At 55.0% G+C, this 16,610-nt stretch carries 13 protein-coding genes; 7 read left to right on the forward strand and 6 right to left on the reverse strand.

What is annotated here, in order from left to right; translation table 11 throughout:
- Nucleotides 1-125: 125 nt before the first annotated feature.
- Complete coding sequence (locus AMUC_RS05700) at nt 126-770, reverse strand: hypothetical protein (RefSeq protein ID WP_012420106.1); 645 nt, start codon at nt 768-770, stop codon at nt 126-128.
- Nucleotides 771-1,072: 302 nt separating this feature from the next.
- Between AMUC_RS05700 and AMUC_RS05710 the strand changes: the two genes are divergently transcribed.
- Nucleotides 1,073-1,684 carry a hypothetical protein gene (locus AMUC_RS05710; RefSeq protein ID WP_143245856.1) on the forward strand — a complete coding sequence of 204 codons (612 nt, stop codon included), beginning with the start codon at nt 1,073-1,075 and terminating at the stop codon, nt 1,682-1,684.
- Nucleotides 1,685-1,790: 106 nt separating this feature from the next.
- Here the strand turns inward: AMUC_RS05710 and AMUC_RS05715 are convergent, their stop codons facing one another.
- Entirely contained in the window at nt 1,791-2,708 is a 918-nt protein-coding gene (locus AMUC_RS05715) for an ArsR/SmtB family transcription factor (protein WP_012420108.1), read from the reverse strand.
- Between the two features lie 37 nt (nt 2,709-2,745).
- On the opposite strand from AMUC_RS05715, the gene metK reads away from it, so the two are divergent.
- Nucleotides 2,746-3,930 carry a methionine adenosyltransferase gene (gene metK / locus AMUC_RS05720; RefSeq protein WP_012420109.1) on the forward strand — a complete coding sequence of 395 codons (1,185 nt, stop codon included), beginning with the start codon at nt 2,746-2,748 and terminating at the stop codon, nt 3,928-3,930.
- A 23-nt stretch (nt 3,931-3,953) separates the two neighbouring features.
- Complete coding sequence (gene ahcY / locus AMUC_RS05725; RefSeq protein WP_012420110.1) at nt 3,954-5,369, forward strand: adenosylhomocysteinase; 1,416 nt, start codon at nt 3,954-3,956, stop codon at nt 5,367-5,369.
- 141 nt (nt 5,370-5,510) lie between these two features.
- Here ahcY and AMUC_RS05730 read toward each other — a convergent pair whose 3' ends face one another.
- Nucleotides 5,511-6,524: a glycosyltransferase gene (locus tag AMUC_RS05730; RefSeq protein WP_012420111.1), complete on the reverse strand. Its 1,014-nt coding sequence runs from the start codon at nt 6,522-6,524 to the stop codon at nt 5,511-5,513.
- A gap of 567 nt (nt 6,525-7,091) precedes the next feature.
- Here AMUC_RS05730 and AMUC_RS05740 point away from each other — a divergent pair.
- From AMUC_RS05740 to AMUC_RS05750, 3 genes are all read left to right on the forward strand, one after another.
- Nucleotides 7,092-7,958, forward strand: a complete 867-nt coding sequence (locus AMUC_RS05740; RefSeq protein ID WP_094137889.1) for a hypothetical protein — start codon at nt 7,092-7,094, stop codon at nt 7,956-7,958.
- Nucleotides 7,959-7,986: 28 nt separating this feature from the next.
- Nucleotides 7,987-9,252 (forward strand): protoporphyrinogen/coproporphyrinogen oxidase, encoded by a 1,266-nt coding sequence (locus tag AMUC_RS05745; RefSeq protein WP_012420113.1) that lies wholly within the window; start codon nt 7,987-7,989, stop codon nt 9,250-9,252.
- 283 nt (nt 9,253-9,535) lie between these two features.
- Entirely contained in the window at nt 9,536-10,426 is an 891-nt protein-coding gene (locus tag AMUC_RS05750) for a hypothetical protein (RefSeq protein ID WP_012420114.1), read from the forward strand.
- Nucleotides 10,427-10,557: 131 nt separating this feature from the next.
- Here the strand turns inward: AMUC_RS05750 and AMUC_RS05755 are convergent, their stop codons facing one another.
- Complete coding sequence (locus tag AMUC_RS05755) at nt 10,558-12,216, reverse strand: sulfatase family protein (protein WP_012420115.1); 1,659 nt, start codon at nt 12,214-12,216, stop codon at nt 10,558-10,560.
- Nucleotides 12,217-12,303: 87 nt separating this feature from the next.
- Between AMUC_RS05755 and AMUC_RS05760 the strand changes: the two genes are divergently transcribed.
- A complete protein-coding gene (locus AMUC_RS05760) occupies nt 12,304-14,202 on the forward strand; it encodes a RecQ family ATP-dependent DNA helicase (RefSeq protein WP_012420116.1) in 1,899 nt (632 codons plus the stop codon).
- Here the strand turns inward: AMUC_RS05760 and AMUC_RS05765 are convergent.
- Entirely contained in the window at nt 14,199-15,395 is a 1,197-nt protein-coding gene (locus AMUC_RS05765; protein WP_012420117.1) for a glycosyltransferase, read from the reverse strand. The genes AMUC_RS05760 and AMUC_RS05765 overlap by 4 nt on opposite strands.
- The gene (locus tag AMUC_RS11970) at nt 15,392-16,600 is read right to left on the reverse strand and encodes a glycosyltransferase family 4 protein (protein WP_012420118.1); all 1,209 of its coding nucleotides are present in this window, start codon (nt 16,598-16,600) and stop codon (nt 15,392-15,394) included. The genes AMUC_RS05765 and AMUC_RS11970 overlap by 4 nt, the downstream gene beginning before the upstream one ends.
- Nucleotides 16,601-16,610: the final 10 nt, after the last annotated feature.

Below are 16,610 nucleotides of genomic sequence, written 5' to 3' on the forward strand. Positions count from 1 at the left end.
TGGAAGCGGTAAGGAAAAGTTGACGACGGTGAAAGAGTGGGTTACACGCATCCCCGTTTCAAGATTTTTTTCTCCCGAAGGCCGGTTTAACCGGAAAAATGCGCTTCACCGCCAGGACCCCCCCTCTATCTGGGCAAAATACGCCGGAAGCCTGCCACGTGGCACCATGACAGTGCTTTCAGGCATTGTTCCACAGCCATGGCATCCGAAGGCAGCACGGGCCACAGCCCGGCTTCCTTCAGCCCTGACTTGGCTATTTCCGCCGCTTTCCATTCGCGGAACTGGGTGGGAAGGGCGGAGAAAGTGAAAAAGGCCCAGCAGGCCAGCCCGATGGCCAGCGCGATCTGGAATTTCAACAGTCCGGTCGCCAGCATTCCCAGCAGGATAAGAGCTGTGAAAAAGGGAATCATCGTGGCGCGCGCAGAGGCGGTTTTGCGGGCTTTTGCCGCCTCCGGGTCTTCCCGGACCAGGCTGCTCATGGCCCAGGTATGGGCTACGCAGGCCAGCCGGCCTGCGGTCACCTTGCCTTCCCATGCCGGAGGAAGGCTGATGAATCCGTTTTCATCCACTCCGGGAAACCGGGCTTTCTCCAGTTTCCGCTGGCGTTTTTCCGCACCGTCCAGGCGGTGGATTAATCCAGCCGGGCCGGGGAAACCGGGCAGTTCCCGGGATTCGTAGGTGCGCAGGGGAATGATGCCTTTGGTGAAACGCAGCGCGGCAATGACACCGAGCACGACCACGGAAAGGAAAATCACTACTGCGAATAGCATAGACGGCTTTTTCTCATATGCCCGTGTGTCCGTCAATCTCTCCGGCTGGCATGAAGCCGTCCTTCCCGGCTAACAGCCGGGTGCGGATGCGGACATCGTTTTTTCCTTCTTTTCCCGCCCGGAACGCTTGGAAAACGGTGGGATGGTGCTTATGTCGGAATGATCTGCGGTTCCGGGTGTTCCTCTGGGCGGGCACAACATTCCGGCATGGATTTTCTTCATGTCGGAGGCGCTGGATTTGGGTTGATTTTCCGGCGTTTTTCATGTAATGGCTGACCGCAATGGTCCATATTCGGGAATGCATGAGGAGGTGGCTGCCGTTTGTCATAATGGCGGCTTCCCTGGGTGTGTCTCCCGCCCAGGATGTGGCGAGCCCCGATGCCGCGGATCTGGATTTGGACCTGGTCAAACTGAAAAGTGGCCCCAAGGGCAGACAGAGGGAGGCCATGAGGAAGGTCCTCCTGCTTGTGCATCTGAAGCAAAAGGAAACGTGGCTGGCGGAATCCACGGGGGATGAGGCCGTGCATCTGGCGGCGGAGATTTCCTTCCGCCGGTATTTGGCTTCAGTGGATATGGACGGATGCCCGGAGGAATTCAGGCGCGCTTTCCTGCGGTATGCAAAGCTCCTGAATTCCTTTGAAGAAAAAGATTTGAACAGTGTCGCGGATTTTCCTGCGGTCCCTTTGCAGGCTGCCGGAAGGGAACTGTTCCGGGTGTTGCTTACTTACCGTCTGGAATCGGAGCATCTGCTGGAGGAAATGAAAGCGATGGTGGATGAGGAAATTGAGGGGAAGGAGGAGCTGTCTGCAGGACAGATGATGGATATTGTCCGGGGAATGCGGGAAGCCCTGCAATCCGGAAGCCGCCCCTTTCCAGCGGAAAGGCCTCCGGAAGACAGGGTTTCCGGGATGTAGCGGCTTTTCATGGATGGCATGCCGGTACCGTGAGGAATCTTGTGGAGGCATGCCGGAAGTCCGCTCCGGCTATTCCGGAAGGAAAATGGATTAAGACGGCTGTACGTCAGGGTTTCCAGGCGGCGGCCATCAGAGTCTGGAAATGGGGCGGGTCCGGCTCCCTGTCCACAATATCCGTGTGGATGTTCCGGAATCCCGCTTCCTTCAGCATGCTTTCCAGGGCGGCGGGCGTGAAGCCCAGCCAGCGGTCCGCGTAAAGTTCACGGGCTTCCTCCTGTCCATGCTGGAGCAGATCCAGCACCACCAGGCAACCGCCGGATTTCAGGATATCCCACGCAGCTTCCAGCGCTCTGGACGGTTTTTGCGCATGGTGCAGGGCCTGGCTGAGCAGGGCCAGATCCACCGTGCCGGGTTTAATGGGCGGCGCTTCGATGTCGCCCAGGCGGTATTCCAGATTGTCCAGCCCGTGTTTGCGCGCCAGCTCCTGCCCCAGCTCCACCATGCTGGGGGAGTTATCCACGGCGATCACCTGTTTGGCGCTGGGGGAGATGAGCTGGGAAACGAAACCTTCCCCGGCTCCCAGGTCCGCCACTACGTCATAGTTCAGAATGCGGAGCAGTGCTCCGGCCAGCGCTTTCCAGGAACGGCCTGGCGCGTAGTTCTTGCCCAGACGGCACACTACTTCGTCAAAATAGGCCTGGGTGCGGTTTTTGCGCTTGTCCAGGATAACCTGAAGGGCTTTTTGGTCCGTTTCCGCCTCCGGCAATTCCTCGCAGGCTTTCAGGGCTACGTTGTGCAGATCGCCTGCCAGGGAAAGAGTGTAAAAGACATTTTTGCCGGAACGGGCGTCCTCCACCACCCCTTCCTGCCGGAGCTGGGCCAGCTGGGTGGAGATGCGGCTTTGCCCCATGCCGAGAATTTCCTGAAGTTCCGCGACGCTCAGGGATTCTTCATTCAGAACGTTGATGATGCGCAGGCGGGTGGGATCTGCCAGGAGTTTGAGCGTTTTTAGGGTTGACTTCATAGCGGAATAATATATCAACACATCGAGATTTATCGATATGAGCAGAAACACCCCTCACATCTTTACGTCGGAATCCGTTGGAGAAGGCCATCCGGACAAGGTGGCCGACTACATTTCCGACTCTATTTTAGACGCCTGCCTGGCTCAAGACAAAACTAGCCGCGTTGCATGTGAAACGTTGGTGAAGAGCAATATGGTCATTATTGCCGGAGAGCTGACGACCAAGGCGGTGATCGATCCGGAAAAAATCGCCCGCCAGGCCATTCGGGAGATCGGGTACTGCAACAGGCAGGACGACGACGTTTTCCATGCGGATACCGTCTTTTTCACGAATCTGCTCACGGAACAGTCCCCGGATATTGCCCAGGGGGTGGATGCCCGGGAGGCGGAGGGCAAGGGCCATGCGGAGCAGGGCGCCGGAGACCAGGGCATTATGTTCGGCTTCGCAACGAATGAGACGCCGGAGCTGCTTCCGGCCCCCATCGTGTTTGCGCACAAACTGCTCATTGAGCTGGCCAGGAGGCGCAAACGCGGGCATGTGGACTGGCTGCGTCCGGACTGCAAGTCCCAGGTGGCTGTGGCCTATGACGAAGACGGGCGTCCCGCGCATATTGAAAACGTAGTTATTTCCACCCAGCACACGGAAGACGTGGACCATGACACGATTTACTCATATTGCGTCAAACTCATTAAAAATGTGCTTCCTGCGGAGCTTCTGGATGAGAGGACGGAATATTTCATCAACCCCACCGGGAAATTCGTCGTGGGCGGTCCCCACGGGGATTCCGGCCTGACGGGCCGCAAAATTATTGTGGACACGTACGGCGGCATGGGGCGCCACGGCGGCGGAGCCTTTTCCGGAAAAGACCCGTCCAAGGTGGACCGTTCCGCCGCGTATATGTGCCGCTGGGTTGCCAAGCACATTGTGGCTGCCGGACTGGCGGATAAATGTGAATTGCAGGTGGCTTACGCCATCGGCTACCCCGCTCCGGTTTCCATCCGGGTGGATACGTTCGGTACCGGGAAGGTGGAGGAAATATCCATTGAAAATGCGCTGGAAAACATCTTTTCCTTCAAGCCTGCGGATATGGTGGAACAGCTGAACCTGCTTCGGCCTATTTACCGGAAGACGACGCACTACGGGCATTTCACCAATCCGGAGCTGCCCTGGGAACAGCTGGACGAAACGCGCCTGGCCTCCCTGAAACAACTTCTTCATTAATTCCTACGACAACGCTTACAGACATGTTTTCAGAAACGGAACAATACAAGGTGCGCGATATCGGCCTGGCGGATTTCGGACGCAGGGAACTGGATATTGCGGAGCATGAGATGCCCGGCCTGATGGCCGTGCGTGAAAAGTACGCTGCAGCCAGGCCCCTGGAGGGCGTGCGCATCATGGGCTCCCTGCACATGACGGTGCAGACGGCCGTGCTGATAGAAACGCTGACGGCTCTGGGCGCTTCCGTCCGCTGGGCGAGCTGCAACATTTTCTCCACCCAGGACCACGCCGCCGCCGCCATCGCCAAATCCGGCACCCCCGTTTTCGCCTGGAAGGGGGAAACGCTGCGGGAATACTGGGACTGCACGTGGAAGGCCATGAACTTTCCGGACGGGCTGGGGCCGCAGCTGATTGTGGACGACGGCGGAGACGCCACCCTGCTTATCCACCGCGGGTATGAAATGGAGGAAGGCTCCGACTGGGTGGATACCCCGTCGGAATCGGAAGAAGAGGAAGTCGTCAAGGCCCTGTTGAAAAAAATTGCCGCGGCGACTCCGGGCATTTTCCATCGCTGGCTTCCCGAGCTGAAGGGCGTTTCCGAGGAAACGACCACCGGCGTGCACCGCCTGTACCAGATGCAGGCCGCCGGCCGTCTGCTGATTCCGGCCATCAACGTAAACGATTCCGTAACCAAGTCCAAGTTTGACAACCTGTACGGCTGCCGTGAGTCCCTTGTGGACGGCATCAAGCGGGCCACGGACGTGATGGTTGCCGGGAAGGTGGCCGTCGTCTGCGGCTACGGGGACGTAGGCAAAGGCTGCGCCCAGTCCCTGCGCGGCATGGGAGCCCAGGTGGTCGTGACGGAAATAGACCCCATCTGCGCTCTTCAGGCAGCCATGGAAGGTTACCGCGTACTGACGGTGGAAGACACGCTGGGCTGGGCGGATATTTACGTGACCACTACGGGAAACTGCAACATCATCCGCATCGAACACATGGAAAAAATGAAGGACCAGGCCATTGTCTGCAACATCGGCCACTTCGACAATGAAATCCAGGTACACAAGCTCCAGACGTATCCCGGCATCAGGCATCTTAACATCAAGCCGCAGGTGGACCGCTACACGTTCCCGTCCGGCAACAGCCTGTATCTTCTGGCGGAAGGCCGCCTGGTCAACCTGGGCTGCGCTACGGGTCATCCCAGCTTCGTGATGTCCAACAGCTTCGCCAACCAGGTGCTGGCCCAGCTGGAACTGTGGAATACCCGTAAAGACCGTTCCGTGGGCGTGGAAGTGCTGCCCAAGGTGCTGGATGAGGAAGTGGCGCGGCTGCACCTCGCCAAGATAGGGTGCAAGCTGACTGTCCTGCGTCCGGAGCAGGCGGACTACATCGGCGTTCCGGTGGAAGGTCCTTACAAGCCGGACTTTTACAGGTATTAACCTTGTCAAGGTTTTCTTTTCCTGGCCGTTCCGCGCAGGCCTGTCCGGCGGAACGGCTTTTTTGTTTTCCCGATGATGGAGGGAAGCAGGATAACGGTACGTTTATTTTTTTTTCCTGTTTTTTATGCAGGTTCCCTGCTGTTAGTGAAAAAAAGGAAAACTTTTTATCCGGTCTTTAATATTCAAATACCTTTGCAGCAGGCAAAACGGGAGCAATCTTGGAATGCTGACCAGCCAGAGCCTCGGCCTGCATTGCAGAATGTTCCAAAACCATTTGAGTTTGGTAAGAAGGCTGTTATCGAATGAAGCATAGGGGAAGAGCAGGAGCCTTCTCTGTTCCGCCTGAATCAGCCTCATCAGGCGATCGGCGGCCTGGTATGTTATTTCCCCGGACTTATGCTTGCCGTATACCTCTTTCATGATCATTATCCAGGTTGTTATCAGGAATTCCGATCTCTTGATCAGGATTGTCCTGGGGTTCCCGCTCTTAAAATTGCAGATATTACTGTTGTGTCTCCGATAGTACGAACACCGTTTGCCGGATGCGACCATGCCTGATTTTTTCAAATAGGCGCGCATGGACAGCATTGTATCGTCCGCAATGCCGGCCCCTGAAGGCAAATATTCGAAGTCGCTGAACAAAGACCTGTGGTACATGGCATTTCCGCCAAAACAGCTGTAAACATGGGAAATGTCAAAAATACATTCCCTGTAGGGTTTGACGACGACGGAATCTGAATCTGGCAACATGCGTCCATAAGCGGGTTGTCCATCTTCATCGATTTCATTATAAGAATGGCAGTAAACCAGATGACCGGGATATTTTTCCGCCAGAGATGCCAACGAGGAGATCCTGTCTTCCCGTGCGATGTCATCGCCGTCAAACTTGATAATCCATTCCCCCCGGGACAAATGAACGGCACATTGCAAATTCCCTGCAATTCCCCGGTTGCTTTCGTTACGGTGGAGAATAATACGCCGTCCTTCTCCCTCTTTTTCCACCATTTCTTCCAGGCATTCAAAAGAACCGTCCTGAGAAAAATCGTCCGAAATAATTATTTCCCATTCTCCTAGATAATCCTGTTTTAAAATAGCCCGGAACTGTTCCTTGATAAAACGTTTCTGATTGTAACAAAGAAGAATGGCTGAAATCATGAAATCGAATAAACAGTTTAAGTTTTTTTAAACTGTCTAAAAATAACGAATTCCAAATTCGATTGGGGAATTCCAAATCCGCTGTAATTAAAAAGAGATTGCGTGCGGTTGTTTCTGCATGACAGGAGAGCCTCTTCGCAGAAAGGAAATAAAACTGATGATCAATAATTTTCTTTGAAATACGGACTTTCCGGCAGGTATGGATGTTTCTGCCGGAATGGGAATTGATGGGGTTACCCGGATGGAATCATGAAGACGGAAGATTCCGGTCATTGGGGAAGCTTATTTTCAGAAGTTCCTTTCTTTCAAAATTTAACCTTGACTCCGGATTTGGAATCCGTGTAATATGCCCCGCACTCTTTTTACTGTGCGTGCACTCAGAGAGCAAATCCCTTTTTTTTCAATAATTTATGTTGAAGGGTACGGTTTGTTTCTCAACATCAAACGGCCATGGATACTTCTTCCCGGAAAACGTCTCTTGTTGTATTGTTCAACCATCAGTATGAACGTAACATTCCGGTAATCAGAGAGCTTTATTCAAGACGCTTTTCCGGGTTGCTTCAATTAATGCCCTACTACAAGGGAGATGCCCCTGACGTATGTTCCGTCTTCGGGAATTCTTTCCAGTTCTATAATTATATTTTGCAGTCCAGGGAAAGAATCAGGCAGTTGGAGGGCGATTATTTTCTTATTATCGGAGACGATCTTCTTTTAAATCCCAGGTTTGACGAATTTTCAACGCCGTCCCTGCTGGGAATCCATGGGGAGGATACGTGTTACCTTGACGGTTTTGTGGACGTTTCTCTGCCGGTGTGTTACCGGGGAACGGCGGAAGCCCACCATTTTTCCATAACCCCTCCCGGTATTGATGCGGAAAGCGTCAACAGGAACGTTCCCTCCTATGAGGAGGCCAGGCGGATTTTAAAATCCAGGAACCTCATGCGGCATGATGAATTGTCGCGCGTACGCATGTTTCTGCCCAAATGGAGCCCCGGGGGGATTCATGCGAATTGGAAAGTGTTGAAGGGCAGGGTATGGCATCTGCTGAATTACTGGAAGCACCGGATTAAAAAATACCGGTATTCCTATCCTGTCGTTTTCGGATATTCGGACATTGTCTGCATTCCGAAAGGGAAATTAGACGATTTCTGCCGTATCCTTGAAGTGTTCTCCGCATGGAACATGTTTGTGGAGCTGGCCATTCCCACGGCGTTGCAGCTTCTTCCCGGAACAAAGCTGTCTACGCTGGAGGACACGCAGTACAAGTCGGGAAACGTCTGGTTTCCCCAGGATCCGGAACACTTTGAAGCCATGAATGCCGTCATTGACGGGCTCGTGTCCTCTTCCGGAGGAGACCTCGGCAAGCTGCTTGCCTCCTTTCCGGAGGAATACCTGTATCTCCATCCCGTGAAATTGTCCCGTTTCGCCAGATAGTGGCGTCCATAAATTGTTTTTTTATCCCATGATGAAATATGCTGTGATCGGAGCCGGGGTTTCCGGATTGTCCATGGCCGGAATGTTGCTGAAGAAAGGGCATGAGGTAGTCGTTTATGAGAGGGACTCCCGGCCCGGCGGCCTGATTAAATGCACGGAAGTACAGGGGAACCTGTATCATCGTGTGGGAGGCCATGTGTTCAATTCCCGGCGGCAGGAAGTGCTGGACTGGTTTTGGTCCCGGTTTGACAGGGAGCGCGATTTTGTTTCCGCCCGGAGACGGGCTGTTATTTCCCTGGAGGGCGGGGCTGTGGTGGATTATCCCATTGAGAACCACCTCGACCAGTTTCCCGAGGCCGTCCGTTCCTCCATCGTCCATGAGCTGCTGGAACTTTACAGGAATCCTCCCGCGGAGCCCCGCTCCCTGGGTGAGTTTTTTCTGAACCGTTTCGGAAAAACCCTGAACAGCCTTTATTTTACGCCGTACAATAACAAAGTGTGGAGGCAGGATATCAGCCAAATTGCCATGGATTGGCTGGAAGACAAGCTTCCCATGCCGAGCGTGGCGGAAATCCTGTTGAACAATATTGGGCACATCAATGAAAGCGCCATGGTGCACAGTTCTTTCTTTTATGCGAAAAACGGCGGTTCCCAGTTTCTGGCGGATACGCTGGCTCGCGGCCTCAAGGTCAGGTATCGGCAGGAAGCTGTAAATATCCTCCCGAAGGACGGGAAATGGCTCGTACAGGGAGAATTGTTTGACAGAGTTGTCTTTACGGGGAATGTCAGGCAGCTTGGGGATTGTTTTCCCTGCATGGATGAATTGCGGCCGTTTTTCCCCCGGATTTCAGAATTGCGCTCTCACGGAACCACTTCCGTGCTTTGCCGGATTTCCCCCAATGATTACAGCTGGATTTACATGCCCTCTCCATCCCACCGCTCTCACCGGATCATTTGCACGGGGAATTTTTCCAGAAATAATAATAACGGGGACATCACCACCGCGACTATTGAATTTTCCGAGCAAATGATGGAAGGGGAAATCAGGCGCCAGCTGGAGCTTATTCCCTTTTCCCCTGTGTATCTGGCCCATCACTGGGAAGAATATACCTATCCCGTTCAGGATGTTTCCAGCCGAACCCTCATACGGGAACTAAAGGAGTGCCTGGAACCGAAAGGCATTTATTTATTAGGCCGTTTTGCGGAGTGGGAATACTACAATATGGATGCGGCCATGGGGGCGGCCCTTGATTTGGATAAAAGGCTGGCTGCGGAGCAGATGACACGGGGATAAGTCAAATTCTGGACATTGTGGTGTATTTGAACGGGGGATTGTAAATCCGCCTGTTTTTAAAAAAGTTTGGATATAGTTATAAAAAGATAACTATAAATAACTTATTGTGTTGAATGGTTTTTTGGTAATTAAAAAAATCCTGTTTCAATCCGTGGTTCCATGCACGGAGATGATTCTCCGTTAAAGTTTTCCATTGACAGCGAATTTACAACTCGTTATAGGTACGGACGCAGAAGATGTGTTCCCGTTTTTAGGGACATGGTTTCCACCGGAATCTGGGAGTATGGCTATCCGTTATTGTTCTTTCGCGACCCGCGGCTATCATTTGCGGCAATGGATGCAGATGATGAGCCTGAGGCTGGCGGATTCCTCAGTGGAGTTGTCCTGTTGGAATCTTAATCGCCTGGAAAGGGAAGGAATCAGGGAGGCTATTCCATGGTTTGACCTGAATTTACAGGGTGTCGGGTTTTGGGTATGGAAACCCTTCATCATTCTCAAGGAGCTGGAACATTTGGAGGAAGGGGATTACCTGCTTTATACGGATGCGGGGCGCCCGCCGGGGAGGCTTTTCCATCATTCCTTGGAGCCGTTTGTCCAATGGCTCCGGGAGAAGGGGCAGGATATGATGCCGGGCGTGAATATTTCCTATTATACGGGAGGCCTTACGCGGTGGTGCAAGCAGAGCGTTTTTGATGAATTGAAGCTGGATAGCGGGTCTTTTGAACAGGCTCCCCTGATTCAGGGCTCCTTCCTTTTCTTGAAAAAATCGGAACAAAGCCTCCGAATTCTCCGTGAATGGATGGATTTGTGCCGTCAGTTCAAATTGGTGTCTTCTGCCACTACGGAAGAAGAGAGCCGTTGCCGCGATAATTTTGTAGCTCATACGCACGATCAGACGCTGCTGTCTCTCGTGGCGGCGCAACATCATCTGGACTGCCTGTATTCCGGGAAGGGCGTCATTCATCTGGAAGGCCGCCGGGCGTTTGAGCGGCATCCCGGTTTTGACGACAAAGACCCGGACTGGTTTTTGGAAGAGCTTGGCGCAAAGAAAGCGGAGCATCCCTTAATGCCCGTGCTTTGCTGCATGCAACAGGCGTTTTTCCTGTATGAAAAAGCCATGAATAAATTGATGAAGCTGGCGGGCTTGAGACCCCTCCGCGGGTTTTACGGTTGATGGACGGTTGTGTGCGGAAGGGGAGTTTGCCTGTTTCGGCCTCCGTGACGGATCTCTCCGGCCTGCTATGGACGAAAATAAAAAAGCGCCGGAAAAACCGGCGCTTGGAAAGGTAGTTTCCTGTGTGGCTTTTACCAGGAAGCGTCGAATTTGGGGATAGGCGTTCCTTTGCCTCCGGGGCTGTTTTCCGGAACTTTATAGGTTTTGCGCAGTTCGTGGTAACGCTTCTTGAGCTGTTCCACCGTAGTCTTGTAGGCAGGATCGTCAATGACGTTTTTCATTTGCATGGGATCCTTTTTCATGTCAAAGAGCATCCATTCGTCGCTGGTCCAGATGTAGGAAAGCGTGTAGCGGTCCGTCCGGATGCCGTCGTGGCGCGGGGCGTTGTGTTCGCCGGGATTTTCGTAAAAACAGTAGTAAATGGCATCCCTCCAGTTGTCGGGAGTTTTGCCCGTGAAAGCGGTGGGAAGCAGGGATACGCCCTGGAAGGTATTCATGTTTTCCGGGGTGTCCGCCCCTGCCGCGGAAACGATGGTGGGAGCGTAGTCGATATTCTGCACCATGGTGTTGTTGCGGATGCCCGCGGGAATTTTGCCGGGCCATCTCATGATGAGGGGCATGCGGAGGGATTCTTCAAAAATCCAGCGCTTGTCGTACATGCCGTGTTCTCCCATGTAGAACCCCTGGTCTCCGCAGTAGATGACCAGCGTGTCTTTCGCAATCCCCTCTTTGTCCAGATATTCCATAAGGCGGCCGATGCTGTCGTCCACGGACAGAAGGCATCCCAGATAATCCTCCATGTAGGCATGCCACTTCCATTCCGCAAACGCTTTCGGGTCCTTCAGTTTTCCGGATTTCATGCCGTCCACCAGGGATTTGGTGCGCTTGGCGTAATAGTCCGTCCAGGTTTTCTTTTCTTCCGGAGTCATGCGGTTCAACTCGCCCAGGTCCCAGCCGTAACCGGGGGAAACGATGCTTTTGCGCATTTCTTCCGGAACCTGGTCCTTAAGCACTTTGAGGTCGGAATAAATCGCCATGTGATTGGCGACTGTCTGCTGGTTTTTCTTCAGGAATTCCGGACGGTTGGCATAGTCGTCATGGAAGTTGGCGGGCGGCGTCATGCTGGAAGTGTCCACCTTGCCCAGGTGGCGCAGAGCAGGGCACCAGGCGCGGTGGGGAGCCTTGTGGCCCACAACGAGCAGGAAAGGTTTGTTCTTGTCCCGGTTTCCCAGCCACTGGATGGATTTGTCCGTGACCACGTCCGTGGCATATCCGGGAAAACGCTTTGTCTGGCGTTTGCCGTCCGGCTTGAGGCTGATAAAGTCCGGATTGTAGTAGCTGCCCTGGCCGGGGAAGATTTCCCACGTGTCGAACCCGGTGGGGTCCGATTCCAGATGCCATTTGCCGAAAAGGCCCGTCTGGTATCCGGCCTTCTGCAGCATTTTCGGGTAAGTGGGCTGGGAGCCGTCCAGCGGTCTTTGTCCGTTGAAGACAAAACCGTTCATGTGGGAATGCCTGCCGGTCAGGATGCAGGCGCGGGAGGGGCCGCACAGGGAGTTGGCGCAGTAGCTGCGGTCAAAAACCATGCCTTGGCGTCCCAGTTTGTTGAAATTGGGCAGGGCCACGGGGGAATCATTATTGCCGGTGCCCAGCGTCTGGTAGGCGTGGTCGTCCGTAATGATAAAGAGGATATTCGGTTTTTTATTTTCCTCAGCCTTGGTTTGAGCTGAGAGGGGAGCTGCCGCCAGCAGGGCCAGAGTTCCGGCGATGATGGTTTTCAAAGGTCTCATATTGCCTGGAGGATATAGGATGACGGCGCCGTGTCAATGTCATAGGATTCCTTTTGCCGGGATTCTGCGTTATGGTATTCTTGCCCCATGCTTTCCTCTGCTCTGGAAGACACGCTGCGTTTATTCGGCAAGGAACGGTTCCGTCCCATGCAGAGGGATCTGGTGGAGTGCGCGCTGGAGGGCCGTTCCTGCATCGGTATTTTGCCTACGGGTTCCGGCAAGAGCCTTTGCTATCAGATTCCGGCGGTTCTGGGAAATGGGCTGACGGTTGTGGTTTCTCCGTTGATTGCCCTGATGCGCGACCAGGTGGCGGGGCTGGAAAAACTGGGCGTGGCCGCCGCCAGGTATGATTCGACCCTGGCGGAAGAAGATAAGGTCGCCCTGATGGACAGATTGAAGTCCGGAGGCGTCCGCCTTCTGTTTGCCGCTCCGGAGTCTCTGGAATCCCCGTGGATTCAGCAGGTCATGGAGCTTGTTCCCCCCGGCTTGTTCGTGGTGGATGAGGCTCATTGCCTTTCGGAATGGGGGCACAGTTTCCGTCCGGATTATCTGGGGCTGCCCGTTTTTTTCAGAAAGCACGGGTTCCGCAGCGTCATGGCGTTGACGGCCACGGCTACGGAGCAGGTGTGCCGCGATCTGGCCGGCCTGTTTGGCGTGAGTGATGAATGTATTTTCCGGGCTGCGCCGTACCGTGCGAATATCTTCCGCCAGGTGGAAACGTTGAAGGATCAGGATAAAACCGCGCGGCTGGTTGAATTGTTGAAAGAGGGAGGCCGCCGTCCTGCCGTGGTGTACACGCGGACCCGCAAAGATGCGGAAAACCTTTCCTACGAATTGGGAAAAGCCGGTTTCTCCGTCAAGTCCTACCATGCGGGCATGCCCCCGGAGACGAGGGGGCTGGTTCAGGATGAGTTTCTGGCAGGTACGGCGGACGTGCTGGTGGCGACGATTGCCTTCGGCATGGGGATTGACAAGCCGGACGTGCGTTCCGTGGTGCATTACCATCCCCCCGCCAGTCTGGAGGCGTATGTTCAGGAATCCGGCCGTGCAGGACGCGACGGCCTTCCTTCCTTCAGCCTGGTGATGTTGTCCGCCCGCGACAGCGTGGCCGTAGTCAACCGGCTGCATGCGGCGGAGCCGGACCGGCACGGCATGAAAGGGCTGGTATCTCTGTTGTCCCGCAGGGGGGAGCACATTGTTTCCCTGTATGAGGCTTCTTCCGTTTATGATTTGCCGGATGTGGCGGTGGACCGGATGCTGTTTGACCTGAAACGTTCCGGTTCCGTACGGGAGAAGGGGACGGGGTTCAAGTATTACAGGGTGCGCCCTCTGTTCCGGATGGAGGAAATTCTGTGCGGCCGCGGCGGGGAGGAATGCGCCCGGCTGCAATGGATGGATATGCGCCGGCAGGGAGAGGTGGAGGATCTGGCTGTGGAATGGGGAATTTCATGGGAAGAAGCCGCCGCCTGGCTTGGTGACCTGGCTCTTTCCGGGGAATGGAAAGTGGAGCTGCGCCAGGCAGCCCTTCATCTGTATTCGGAAGGATTTGACGCGGAAGAGGCTGCGGAGGAATTTGAGCAGTATTTTTCCAGATCCCGGCTGAACGGGCTGGAACGCTGGAAAACCTGCGTTTCTACGCTGACGTCTTCCGCCTGCCTGAATAGAAGCCTGGATGCCTATTTCGGTTTCCGGGACCTGTCCGGGCCTTGCGGGCATTGTCCTGCGTGCTGTGGGATGTTGCCTGCGGCCATGGAAGAAGAGGAACTTCCCCCGTTACCGGAAGAGCTGCGCTCCGCCGTCATGGAGCTGGCGGGGCAGAGGAAGCCCGCGCTGGCCCGCCCTTCCCAGTTGGCGCGCTTTTTGCTGGGACTGGCTTCTCCCGCGGCCATGCGCGCCCGGTTGTGGAGCCATCCTCTCTATGGGGCGCTGGCGGACAGGAAATGGGAGGATGTGTGGATTGAGGCGCATGCCCTGTCGGGTAGTTAGAGGCCGGTTTTTCCGCCTTGGGCGGCTTCATAGGCGGCAATAATGCGTTTGCAGGAATTTTCCGCATGCAGCAGGGAACACCAATAGCGGGATATTTCCTCCGGGTTGCGTTTTCCGGAGTCCCAGGCGCGGATTTCTTCCAAAAGTGCCCCGGAGAGGCTTTCCGGAGAATCGTTCGGGCTGAGTGTGCCTGAATCATGGGAAACGTACCATTGCAGGCAGTTCAGCTGGGGTGTGAGGCGAGGCCCTACGACAGAGGCCCCGGCGCACAGCGCTTCTGCGGAGGCAAGGTGCGTTCCTTCGGACAAGGAGGTGCAGAGACTGATTCTGGCTTGGGATTGTTTCTTTTGCAGTTCAATATTGGGAATATAGCCAGCCAGATGAATCCGGGTGCGAAGAGGCTCCGGAAGATTGTCGTGCCATTCCCGGAGAAAGTCAGGAATATTGCCGTAAATTTCCGCTTCCCAGTGCGGGGCGTGGGCAAGCGCCTGTTCCAGCGTGGACATCAGCAGGCAGGGGCGTTTATAGAGAAGGTCGTCCCAGCGGCCTACGGCCATAATGATGTTGCGCTTCTCTCCTGCAAAGCGGCAGGTGGAAGAAATGGGGTTGGGAACCAGAGCCAGTTTCCGGACGATGGATTTTCCATAGAGCCATTCCCTATCTGCAACGGATTGGAGGGCTGCCGGAATGGGGAAGGCGACCATGTCCCCTGAGTCCAAATGTTTTCTGCGCCCCCTGCTGGCGAGGTTCCATGTGTGCTGTTTCAGAAGGCGCAGCAGGAAAAAAGCGGAACCTTTGATTTTCCCGTGAATGAAAACGTCTTTGGTGTACATGTTTTTCGCGATGGGAAGCCAGTATTGCCACGGAAAAAACAGCCCGGATGAGTCCATGTACACTACCAGAAAGATTCCTGCGTCATGGATGGCTCTGGCGATGGGAAGGTATTTGCCCACTCCCCAGGCGTACAGGATCACTCCGTCAATACCCAGGGATTTCCACCAGGCTGCATCTTTCAGGTTGGCGTATTCCGTGCGGATGAGGTCGGGATCATCTCCTTCCTGGGCAGGTGTGGGCATGATGGCCCTGCTTTTCACCCCGATTCTCTGAAAGGCCTTGCAGAAAGCGCCTGAATCGCGGGAAAAGAAAGTATGGTCTCCCTTGAAGGACACCGGCGTGCATGTGTACCATTTCATGATGTTGGTGGGGTGGAAGATGAATGGAAAACGCGGAGCTCGCCAAGAAGGGCTTCCATGGACCGGAGCCATGCGGCGGGGGAGTATGTGGAGGACAAAAGTTGTTGCCCGTGCGCGCCCATGGCCGGCCAGCGTTCTTCTTGCTTCAGGGCGGTGTGCAGCGTCTCCGCCAGGGATTCCACGGAAGGTTCCTGTGCAATCCAGCCATTCCTGCCGTGGGTGATGAGCTCCGGCAGGCCGCCGTTCGGGGTAACGATGACGGGCGTGCCGTGGAGCCATGATTCCAGGACAACCATACCGAAGGTTTCCTCCCAGAGGGAGGGCGCTACGGAGAGGCCGCAGGCGGCGCGGACGGCTCCTTGTTCCTCATGGGGAATGAACCCGGTCAGGCGGATGGATTCAAGATGGCGGGAAGAGATATAACGCTCCAGTTCTCCGCGCAGGGGGCCGTCTCCCATCAGGTAGAGAATGCGGCCGGGGGGGGATAGGAGTTCCCACGCCTGAACCAGTTGCAGGACTCCTTTTTCCTGCGTCAGGCGTCCGGCGTAAAGGACGTCCCGGCGGGGCGGGCCGGCGGAAGGGGCGGGGTTTTGCCGGATGAAATGTGGAATAACCCTGATTTTATCCTCCGGTATTCCGGTTTGGATGAGAAGTTCCCGCTGGCGCCGGCTGATGGCAATGTAGGAGGAAAAGCGGCTCCAGGCTCCCATGCGGCGCGTTTTATACAGGACGGCGGCGGCCAGGGATGAGTACGCGGCGTTTTTCCTCCAACAGGCGTGCATGATGCCGGGAAAATAGTTGCCGCCTTGGCAGGAAAAGCAGGGCGCTCCGTCCCGGTAAAATACTCCGTTGAGGCAGCCGGAGCGGTAATTGTGCATGTAGTGGATGACGGGAGCGGGTTGATGCAGGGCCAGTTCATAGACGCAGGGGGACATGGCCGGGAACGTATTGTGGATGATCCATGCGTCATAGCGGTTTTCACGCAGGCATTCGCGCAGTTTTTGCTCCACGTCCCTGTTGTGGAGCAAATAACCCATTTTCGTCAGGGCGCCGTGGGGGCTATGGAACAGCTCCTCCGTTGAATAGACAAAGGGTGTGACATCCGCTATGGCGCCCAAAGCCTCCGTAATGGCATGGAAGCAGATTTCTTCCCCCCCAACCTCGCCGTAACGGCTGAAAATATGTAGAATGCGTGGGCGTTGCATGGCTGCGGCG

Origin of the sequence: Akkermansia muciniphila ATCC BAA-835 (assembly GCF_000020225.1) — a bacterium.
In the GTDB taxonomy this organism is placed as follows: Bacteria; Verrucomicrobiota; Verrucomicrobiia; order Verrucomicrobiales; family Akkermansiaceae; genus Akkermansia; species Akkermansia muciniphila.